The sequence below is a fragment of the Eggerthella sp. genome, assembly GCF_048329335.1.
Lineage (GTDB): Bacteria > Actinomycetota > Coriobacteriia > Coriobacteriales > Eggerthellaceae > Eggerthella > Eggerthella lenta.
In genome coordinates this window covers 1-10,244 of sequence record NZ_DBFEGU010000025.1, presented here as the reverse complement: position 1 = coordinate 10,244, position 10,244 = coordinate 1, and the positions used below count along the sequence as shown (strand labels likewise).

The window sequence follows — 10,244 nt, the reverse complement described above, 5'->3', positions numbered from 1 at the left end:
GCGCTGCCCAGCGTGTAGGCGCGGACGGCGTCGGCGGCGGGGATCTTCTCGTGCGGCTGCCAGCCGCCTGCGGGCTCGCCGGTGGCCGGGCTCTGGCGCGTCACGGCGTCGTAGATGACCTCGCGCGAGTTGATGTCCACCACGGGCGAGTCGGTGCCGAAGGAGAACTTCACGCCGGCGTCGAGGTAGCTCTTGTACGGCCACATCAGCTTGGCGCGCTCCGGCCCCAGGTCGCGCTCGATGCCGTTCGGGTCGAGCACCGTGTGGGGCGGCTGGCAGTTGGCGCACACGTCCAGCTCGGCCAGCCGCTCGATGTCGCCCGGCAGGAAGTTCTCGAGGTGCTCCAAGCCGTTCTGGCCGTTCGGCGCGCCGAACTTCTCGCGCGCCTCCTCGAAGATGTCGAGCGCGGTGTGGATGGCCTTGTCGCCGATGGTGTGGATGCGCACGGCGAAGCCCTCCTCGGCCGCGCCCAGCACGATGGTGCGCATGCGCTCGGGGTCGGTCACCGGCGCGCCGCATTCGCCCTCGTGCGCCGCGTTGGAGTACGGCTCGGAAAGCCAGGCGGTGTGGGTGGACGACACGCCGTCGAAGAACTGCTTGAGGCCGGGAGAGCGCAGCAGGTCGTTGTCGGCGAACTCGTCGCGCAACTTCCGGGCGCGAGTCAGATCCTCCAGCGCGGTGGGGAACATGTTGATGCGCACGGTGAGGTCGCCGCGCTCGTGCAGCGCGCGGTACACGTCGTCGCGCACGAAGTCGCCGCCGGGTACGGCCAGAAGCGACACGTCGCACACGCTGGTGATGCCCTCGGCGTTGAGGTCGGCCAGGAACTGCCGGATGCCGGCGTTCGTTTCCTCCTCGCTGAATTCGAGCATGGTGGGGATGAGCGCGGTGGCCGCCGTTTCCTGGATGATCCCCGTCAGCTCGCCGTTTTCGTCCTTCTGGTAGACGCCGCCGGCGGGCGGGATCGAGTCCTTCGTGATGCCGAACTTCTCGAGGCCCTTCGAGTTCACCCACAGCGTGTGCGAGTCGCCCGACTGCAGGCACACGGGACGGTCGGGGTAGGCGGCGTCGAGGATGTCCTTGTTCGGCAGCACGGGGTCGTCCCACAGCGGGTGGTACCAGCCGTACGACAGCATGAACTCGTCGGCCGGCCGGGCATCCTCCACCTGCTTGAGCGCTTCGACGCAGTCCTCCGGGCACGTGCCCTCGCAGAACACCACGTAGGGCGAGCGGTCCATGGCCGAGGGGAAGAAGTGCAGGTGCGAGTCGTGGAATCCGGGGCAGACGAACGCGTCGCCCAAGTCGACGGTCTCGGTGCCGGGGCCCGCATAGGCGGCGGCTTCCTCGCGCGGCCCGACGAAGGCGATGCGTCCGCCCTCGATGGCGATGCTGCCGTCCATGGTAGCGTCGACGCCCGGTTCGGCGGTGAAGATGCGGGTGCTGTTCAAGATCAGATCGGCCGGCTTCATGCGACGGCTCCTTCCTTCGACAGATCGGACGAATCGACGGTGCGTTCGACGCGCAGCGAGCCCAGGCGGCGCAGCTCGCGCACCACGAACACCATGGTGAACGCGAAGCACAGCACGTCGGCCACCGGCTGCGCCCACCATACGCCGGTGATGCCCATGAACGACGACATGATGATAATGCAGGGGACGGTGAACAGGAGATAACGGCTCATGCCCAGCACCGTGGCGATGACCACCTTGTCCACGGCCTGGAAGTAGGCCGACATCACGTTCGAGGCAGAGCCCAGGCAGGCCAGCAGGCAGAGCGGCAGCGTGTTGGCGGCGGCCAGCGCGATGAGGTCGGGCTCGTCTCCGCAGAAGATGGTGCAGATGGGCACGGCGCACAGGATGAACAGCGCCGACACCACGGCGATGGCGGCGGCGGTGTCCACCAGCGACGCGCGGATGAGCGTCTTCAGGCGATCGGGGCGCTTGGCGCCGTTGTTCACGCTAGCCAGGGGCTGCACGCCGTAGGTGGAGCACAGCCACATCATGTTGAGGATGTACACCAGGTAGCCGTTCAGGATGGCGAAGGCGCCTATCTCCAGATCGCCGCCCAGCACGCCCAGATAGTTGTTGATGACGATGGTGTACAGAAGGCTGGCGGCCTGCACGAGGAACGTGGGCAGCCCGATGGTCAGGATCTCCTTGCACAGCTTGCCCTCAAGCTTCATGTCGGAGAAGGCGATCTTGAACTTCGTGTGCTTGCTGAAGACGAAATAGAACACCGCGACGAACCAGAGGCCGATGGACAGGCCGTAGTACACGGCCGCGCCCGCAACGCCCATGTTCGCCAGGAAGATGGAGCAGTACAGCCACACGATGGCCAGCACGGCCGATCCGAACATGGCGGCGGTGGCCAGCCCCGGTTTCTCGTCGACGCGCAGCACCGACGACATCATCTGGCCGAGGATGCAGAACGGGTAGAAGCACACGAAGATGCGCATGAACGTGACCACGCCGTCCACGAGGTCGGGCGTGGCGCCCAGCATCAGGGCGATCTGCGGCGCGAAGATGAAGATGAGCGCCGAGACGGCCAGGATGAGGTACGTGGAAAGCCAGAAGCCCTGGCCGAACGCCTTGCGCGCGCCCGCCATGTCGCCGGCGCCCAGACGGTTGCCCGCGACGGTGGCCACGCCCATGCCCAGCGATCCGCCCAGCGCCAGGTTCAGCAGCTCGAGCGGCATGATGATGCCCACCACGGCCAAGCCGAACGATCCCAGGCCGTTGCCGATGATCACCCCCTCGAGGATAACCATGACGGCCTGCGCGGCCATGCCGATGAGCGTGATGAGCGAGTACTTGACGAACAGGCCGTGCACGGGCTTCGTGGCTAACTCGCGGTCCTCGTCGGTGACCGCGACGGCGGTTGCGTCTTCTGCCATCAGCGCTGCCCTCCTTTCCCGATCCTTGGTCTGCGGCGTTTTGCCGCCTCCCCGGGCGACCGGGCGGCCGCCCCTTGCGTTCGGGCGGCTCCCTTGCAGCCGCCCCGTCTGCAAACGACCATACGCCCGCCGTGCGGAAGAGGGAAAGTTTATAAGGGGTTGGATTGCCCCGCTGCGGGTTTAGAAGGGGTTAGTGCTCGTTTGACCAGGAGCTGCTTCAATCTTCTTTCCAGAAGCTTTGCAGCAGCTGCTGGCGCGAGCTGACGTTGGCCTTGCGGTAGATGTTGTGCACGTGCGCCTTCACCGTGCCCAGCGACAGCGTGAGCGCGCTCGCGATGTTCTGGTTGTCCTTGCCTTCCAGCAGCAGCGCCAGCACGTCGCGCTCGCGCGGCGTGAGCGCATGGCGGTCGGCGTAGCGCGCCAACTGCGTGTGGGCGCGCTGCTGCACCTTCGTCGTGGCGCCCGTGGGCGGTTCGAGGAAGCGGATGGACAGCGTGTCGGCGGCCGAGCGGATGGCCAGAACCGCGCAGAAGATGACCGCCACGTTCTCGCACATGTTGCGCTCGCTGAGGTGGTACGTGAACGACAGGTCGGTGATCTGCGGCGCAAGGTAGTACATCATGAGCGAATCCTCGGCGAACACGAGGGCGATCAGCACGGCGAACGCGATGAAGGGCTTGCGCATGCGCAGCAGGTGCTGCCGCAGCGTCTCGTCGGCTCCTCGCCGGTACGTCCAGAAGCCGTAGCCGAGCGCCGAAGCGACGCACAGGTCGCGCACGCCGTAGAAGATCCACTGGCTCAGCCTCGAGTCCTGCACCGCCACCACGACCGCCGCCTGCACGAGCACGCATGCCCCGCACGGCACGGCGATGCGCAGCCAGGTGCGGCGCTCGACGTATTCCAGCACCACCCACCACACGCTCATGATGAACAGCGTGGAGAACGCCAGCTTGATCCACGGATGCAGGAAGGGGAAGGTCACGATCTCGGCCAGCGTGTCGGGCTTCAAGTAGGAGTACTCGTCCAGGAAGATGAGCGATGTCTCCAAGCAGAACGCGATGAAGAACGCCATGATGCCCAGGTACGTGGTGCGATGCGACACGAAATAGGCCGACAGCGACATGCTGGCCGAGAACAGGCACATCAGTATGAACAGCATGGTGTAGCAGAACCAGATCTCGTTCACGATGCCTCCTCGTCCCTCTGTCCCTTTGTCTCACTCTTTCCAGAAGTCGCGGGTGAGATCCTGGCGGCTTGCGTGGTCGGTCTTCTTCAAGATGTTGTGCACGTGCGCCTTCACGGTTCCCAGCGCCAGCTGCAGCTCGCTCGCGATGTTCTGATTGTCCTTGCCCTGCAGCACGAGGGCGAGGATCTCCCGCTCGCGTGCGGTCATGCCGTGGCGTTCGCAGTACGCGGGCAGCAGGTCGTCGATCTGCCGTCGCACCTCGGGGTTCTCGGATGCGGGCGGCTCCTTGAACCGCAGCCGCAACGTGGCTCCGGCTTCGCGCAGGCTGAAGAACGCGAACGCCAGCATGAGGAAGTTCTCGGAGAAGTTGCGCTCGGATATGTAGAGGGGCAGCATAGAGACCGACGTGGGGTCCCACACTAGCATCATGAACGTGTCTTCCAGGATGATGCACATGGTCAGCACCAACGTGATCAGGAACAAAGGCTCGTGACGGCGCAGTCTCGTCTTCTCGATCTCGCTTTTGGTGGTGCGGTAGCGCATGAGCACGTAGCCGAGGCACCACAGCAGGAACACCTGGCGCATGCTGTAGAACAGCCATTGCTTGTACTGCCCTTCGGGCAGGGCGACGATCACGACGGTGCTGAGCACGACGAAGCCCACGGCTGGAGCGATGCGCATCGACATCCGTTTCTCGCCGAGGAAATCCAAGGCGATCAGCCACAGGGCTTCCAAGATGCCGAGGGCGAAGAATATCCTCAGGGCCGGCTGGTCGATGGCGTAGAACACTTCGAGGGGGAACTCGGTGTTCTGTCCGAGGTATTCGTTCTGGAAAATGAGCGCCAGATCGAGGAAGTAGAACAGGAAGAACGCCACCATGTACAGATGGCTTCGTTTACGGCAGACGAAGTACGCGGAAAGGGAGATCGTTCCCGCCGCGATACAGACGAGCATGACGAGGATCGTGTAGAAGTAGAAGGCGATCTCCAAGGTTTAGTCCCCCTCGCTTTCCCGTTTGCGGGTCGGCCGTTCTTCATGCGGCCATTCTACCTCGTGGGTTTAGCGAGTCGTATCGGGGTTGTAGAGCTTTTGTAAACTGAGACTATAGTGCCTGTTCAGAGGATGGGTTACGGGGGATTATTTCGGTTATAGATTTCTTTTCGTGAAAATAATCTTCATTATTCCTTCACAACGCGGGGTGCCGGTCGCATAGTGGGCGCCAAGAGATGCGGCTGCCGACGGCATGTCGCGGACCACCGATTCCATAGGAGGAACCATGGCAGTGAAGGACTACATCGACACCAACGACTTCACCAAGGAAGAGCTGCTCGACATGATCGAGCTGGCGCAGTCCATGAAGGCTATGATCAAGGAGGGCGGCCGCTACCCGCTGATCCTCAAGAACCAGACGCTCGGCATGATCTTCCAGCAGGTGTCCACCCGCACCCGCATCTCCTTCGAGACGGCCATGACCGACCTGGGCGGCCATGCGCAGTTCTTCGGCCCGGGCACCATCCAGCTCGGCGGCCACGAGACCCTCGAGGACACCGCCCGCGTCATGGGCTCGCTCGTCGACATCCTCATGGCCCGCGTGAACCGCCATCCCGACGTGGTGAACCTGGCGAAGCACTCCGCCGCGCCGGTCATCAACGGCATGTCCGACTTCAACCATCCCACGCAGGAGCTGGGCGACCTCTTGACCATGATCGAGAACCTGCCCGAGGGCAAGAAGATCGAGGACTGCAAGCTCGCCTTCATCGGCGACGCCACGCAGGTGTGCGTCTCCCTCATGTTCATCGCCTCGAAGATGGGCATGGACTTCGTGCACTTCGGCCCCAAGGGCAAGCAGGTGACCGACGGCGGCCTCGTGGTCGACTCCGACGTGGACATCATGGCCATCGCCGAGGAGAACTGCAAGGTGTCCGGCGGCACCGTCACCGTGTCCGACGACATCGAGTGCATCAAGGGCGCCGACTTCGTCTACACCGACGTGTGGTACGGCCTGTACGACGAGGAAGAGGGCGGCGAGAGCTACATGGACGTCTTCTATCCCAAGTACCAGGTGACCATGGAGATGATGGACTTCGCCGGCCCGGACTCCAAGTTCATGCACTGCCTGCCGGCCACCCGCGGCGAGGAAGTGACCGACGAGGTCATGGACCATCCCGAGCGCAGCCTGTGCTGGGTCGAGGCCGAGAACCGCAAGCACTCCATCCGTGCCATCCTGGCCTACCTCTGCCCGAAGACGAAGGAGGATGCCGACGCCGCCGACGCCGCCGAGGCTCGCATGAACGCGGTGCTCAACAAGATCGCCTAGTTGGGGATTGCGCATCCTGGAGGGGGACGGCCTTCTCCAGGATGCCTGCACTGATCGAACGCTCCACCGGGCCGGGCCCGCGACGTTAGCTGACGCGGCCCGGTGGGGCTGAACCCCTGAAAGGGGACAACCAATGGGTAATAAAGTCAAGAAGTTCTCATTCATCAGCGTTATTCTGTCCGTGATCTGCGTGGTGTTCGTGGCCGAGGCCGCCGCCCCCGCTGCCGCCATCGGCAACCAGCAGTTCTTCTGGTGGATCTTCCTCATCATCACGTTTCTACTTCCCTACGGCATGGTCGTCGCCGAGCTGGGAACCACCTACGATTCCGACGGCGGCCTGTACGACTGGATCCGCGAGGCGTTCGGCGACCGCTGGGGCAGCCGCGTGGCGTGGTACTACTGGATCAACTTCCCGCTGTGGATCGCCTCTCTGGCCACGCTGTTCCCCGACATCCTGGGGATGGTGTTCGGCGTGGAGTTCGAGCTGGCTCCCGTGCTGCTCATCGAGCTGGCGTTCGTGTGGATCGTCGTGTTCATGAGCTTCTCGAAGGTGTCGGACTCCGCTTGGATCCTCAACGGAGGCGCCGTCCTCAAGGTGCTCATCGCGGTGTCCGTGGGCGGCCTCGGCATCTGGTACGCCGTGAACAACGGCTTCGCCAGCGACATGTCGCCGGCCACGTTCATGCCCGACCTCACCAACACCAACGCGCTGACGTACTTGTCCATCATCCTGTTCAACTTCATGGGCTTCGAGGTCATCTGCACCTTCGCCGGCGCCATGAAGAACCCCTCGAAGGACATCCCCAAGGCCATCGTGCTGGGCGGCCTGGCCATCGGCGCCATCTACCTGTTCTGCTCGTTCGGCATCGGCGCGGCCATCCCGGCCGACCAGATCGACCCGGACTTCGGCATGATCTACGCCGTGATGACCATGGTGGGCGAGGCGTCTCCCATCTTCATGCTCATCTGCATCATCTTCCTGGTCACCCTGTTCGCGAACATGGCCTCCTGGTCGTTCGGCGTGAACTTCGTGGCCGACTACGCCGCCAAGCACGGCAACATGCCAAAGGTGTTCTCGCATGAGAACGCGAAGACCGAGATGCCCACCGGCGCGGCTATCGTGAACGGCGTGGTGGCTTCGCTGGCCCTCATGCTGCAGCTGATCCCGATTCCGGCCATCTCCGAGGGCATCTTCTGGATGCTGTTCTCGATGAACGTCGTGTTCCTGCTGATCAGCTACATTCCGATGTTCCCGGCGTTTTTGAAGATGCGCAAGGTGGACCCGAACCGCAAGCGCGTGTTCACGTTCCCCTTCAAGGGCAAGCTCATGTACGTGATGCTGGCCATTCCCGCCATCGAGCTGGTGCTGGCCATTATCGCCACCATCGTGCCGCTGAACGGCTCGGAGGAAGAGCTTTCGAAGATCCCCATGCTCATCGGCGTCATCGTGTTCGTGGTGCTGGGCGAAGTGGTGCGCATCTGGTCGAAGCGCGGCCGCACGGAAGAGTACAAGGGCCTGACGCCCGCCTTGGCCGCCGAGCGCTTGGCTGAGGAAGCCGCCGAAGAGGCCGCCGACGAGGCCGAGGCCCCCGAGGCGAAGGGCGGCGCGGCACCCGAAGCGGTGCCGGTCGCGTAAGCAAGAACCAAGCTGGCGCCGCGCAGGTCGTCATCCCGGCTGTCATCCTGAGCGGAGTCGCGACGCGAAGCTAGTCCTTTAGGGAAGGATCCGGCGCGGCGCCAGCAGAGTAACAAACAACGCTTGAAGCAAGTACTGCAAACCAAAACAGAAAGGTGTGCATTATGAAGACGATTCACGAGAGCGTTTCCACCCCGAAGGCCGACGGCTACCGCATGCCCGGCGAGTTCGAGCCGCAGACCCGCATCTGGATGGCGTGGCCGCACCGCACCGACACGTGGGCCTGGGGCGCGAAGCCGGCTCAGAAGCAGTACGCCGACGTGGCGCGCGCTATCGCCGAGTTCGAGCCCGTCACCATGTGCGTGAACCAGGTGGACTACGCCAACGCCAAGGCCGTGTTCGAGGACGACGAGAACGTCACCGTCGTCGAGATGACCACCGACGACGCGTGGGTGCGCGACACCGGCGCCACCTGGGTGGTCAACGACGAGGGCGACAAGCGCGCCGTGCATTGGCACTTCAACGCCTACGGCGGCTTCGAGAACGGCCTGTACTTCCCGTGGGACAAAGACGAGCAGATCGCCCTCAAGATGGCCGAGATGAGCGGCTGCCGTCGCTATCGCCCCGAAAGCTTCATCCTCGAGGGCGGCTCCATCCACGTGGACGGCGAGGGCACGGTCATCACCACCGACATGTGCCTGCTCGATCCCGGCCGCAACGCGTCCGTGACCGACTACGAGCCCTGGTCCGAGGAGCTGCGCGCGTACTGCGACGAGCAGCTGAAGAAGTACCTGGGCGTGGAGAAGGTCATCTGGGTCAAGGACGGCATCGACCCCGAGGAGACGAACGGCCACATCGACGATGTCGCCCAGATCGTCGCTCCCGGCAAGGTGCTGTGCATCTGGTCCGACGACCCGGACTACCCGTTCTACAACGAGTGTCATGCCGCTTACGAGACGCTGTCCAACGCCGTGGACGCCAAGGGCCGCAAGCTCGAGGTGACCAAGCTCTGCATGCCCGTGAAGCCGCTGTACATGGACCAGGCGTCCTGCGACTCCATCGACACCGAGGAGTACGCCGAGCCGCGCGTGGCCGATGAGCCGCTGATCGCGTCGTACATGAACTTCCTCATCGTCAACGGCGGCGTCATCGTGCCGCAGTACGGCGACGAGAACGACGCGCTGGCCGTCCAGCAGATCCAGGCTGCGTTCGACGAGGCGTGGGGCGAGGGCGCGTACAAGGCCGTGGGCGTGAAGACCGACCAGGTGGTCTTCGGCGGCGGCAACATCCACTGCATCACCCAGCAGGAGCCGGCCGGCAAGTAGGCTGTTCCGGCGACCTCGCGGCCGGCGGGGCGGACCGTCCCGCCGGTGCCGCGAGCGTTCTGCGATTGATTATCCTCTGCCTGACAGTCTCCGGCCGTGGCAACCCCGGCTTTTTCATCAAGGCATTTTCCAGAAGGCCCCATCCGTCCTCCGGCCAACCGGTGCGCACCGGCGGAGGTCGGCGGGCCACGGAGCGGTCCTTTCGCCAGGGGCCGCTCCGCTTTTTCCTCACCTCCCGTCCCTGCGGCGCGCGTTGGGCGCGCCCGAGAGAAAGAGAGCATCGCATGCCTTATCAGAAGGGTGAAGGTAAGTCCGTCGTCATCGCGCTGGGCGGCAACGCCCTGGGCAACACGCCCCAGGAGCAGCTCCAGCTGGTGAAGGACACCGCCAAGAACATCGTCGACATGGTCGAGGAGGGCACCAACGTCATCGTGTCACACGGCAACGGCCCCCAAGTCGGCATGATCAACAACGCGTTCGCGTACGCGTCCGCCGACGACGGCAAGACCCCGGAGATGCCGTTCCCCGAGGCCGGCGCCATGAGCCAGGGCTACATCGGCTACCAGCTGTCCCAGGCCATCCTGAACGACATGAAGCTGCGCGGCATCGACCGCTCGACGGCCTGCGTCGTGACGCAGACCGTGGTGGATCCGTCCGACCCGGCGTTCCGGAACCCCACCAAGCCGGTCGGCGCCTTCCTCTCCGAGGAGGAGGCCAAGGCCAAGGCCGCCGAGACCGGCTGGACGTTCAAGGAGGACGCGGGCCGCGGCTGGCGCCAGGTCGTCGCCTCCCCGAAGCCGGTGCGCATCGTCGAGTTCGACGCGGTCAAGGACCTCATGGACGGCGGTTACGTGGTCGTGTCCACGGGCGGCGGCGGCGTGCCGGTG

Annotated in this window: 7 protein-coding genes and 1 pseudogene; 4 read left to right on the top strand and 4 right to left on the bottom strand. The window is 64.3% G+C overall.

The annotated features are described in order from the left end of the window. The 4 genes from ACMO6A_RS00925 to ACMO6A_RS00910 all read right to left on the bottom strand — a co-directional run. A partial coding sequence (locus ACMO6A_RS00925; protein WP_418470657.1) for an amidohydrolase occupies nt 1-1,469 on the bottom strand: 1,469 nt, incomplete at its 3' end. After that, a complete protein-coding gene (locus ACMO6A_RS00920) occupies nt 1,466-2,893 on the bottom strand; it encodes an MATE family efflux transporter (RefSeq protein WP_009306492.1) in 1,428 nt (475 codons plus the stop codon). The genes ACMO6A_RS00925 and ACMO6A_RS00920, both read right to left, overlap by 4 nt. Nucleotides 2,894-3,110: 217 nt before the next feature. Then, complete coding sequence (locus ACMO6A_RS00915; RefSeq protein WP_009306491.1) at nt 3,111-4,079, bottom strand: helix-turn-helix transcriptional regulator; 969 nt, start codon at nt 4,077-4,079, stop codon at nt 3,111-3,113. Nucleotides 4,080-4,109: 30 nt separating this feature from the next. Continuing rightward, nucleotides 4,110-5,069, bottom strand: a complete 960-nt coding sequence (locus ACMO6A_RS00910) for a helix-turn-helix domain-containing protein (protein ID WP_009306490.1) — start codon at nt 5,067-5,069, stop codon at nt 4,110-4,112. A 286-nt stretch (nt 5,070-5,355) separates the two neighbouring features. On the opposite strand from ACMO6A_RS00910, the gene ptcA reads away from it, so the two are divergent. The 4 genes and pseudogenes from ptcA to ACMO6A_RS00890 form a co-directional block, all read left to right on the top strand. Then, a complete protein-coding gene (ptcA, locus tag ACMO6A_RS00905; protein WP_009306489.1) occupies nt 5,356-6,396 on the top strand; it encodes a putrescine carbamoyltransferase in 1,041 nt (346 codons plus the stop codon). Nucleotides 6,397-6,529: 133 nt separating this feature from the next. Next, the gene (locus tag ACMO6A_RS00900) at nt 6,530-8,032 is read left to right on the top strand and encodes an APC family permease (protein ID WP_418470656.1); all 1,503 of its coding nucleotides are present in this window, start codon (nt 6,530-6,532) and stop codon (nt 8,030-8,032) included. Nucleotides 8,033-8,196: 164 nt separating this feature from the next. Beyond that, nucleotides 8,197-9,357 carry an agmatine deiminase gene (gene aguA / locus ACMO6A_RS00895; protein ID WP_009306487.1) on the top strand — a complete coding sequence of 387 codons (1,161 nt, stop codon included), beginning with the start codon at nt 8,197-8,199 and terminating at the stop codon, nt 9,355-9,357. A gap of 284 nt (nt 9,358-9,641) precedes the next feature. Then, nucleotides 9,642-10,244, top strand: a pseudogene (locus ACMO6A_RS00890) (carbamate kinase); the annotation flags it as partial.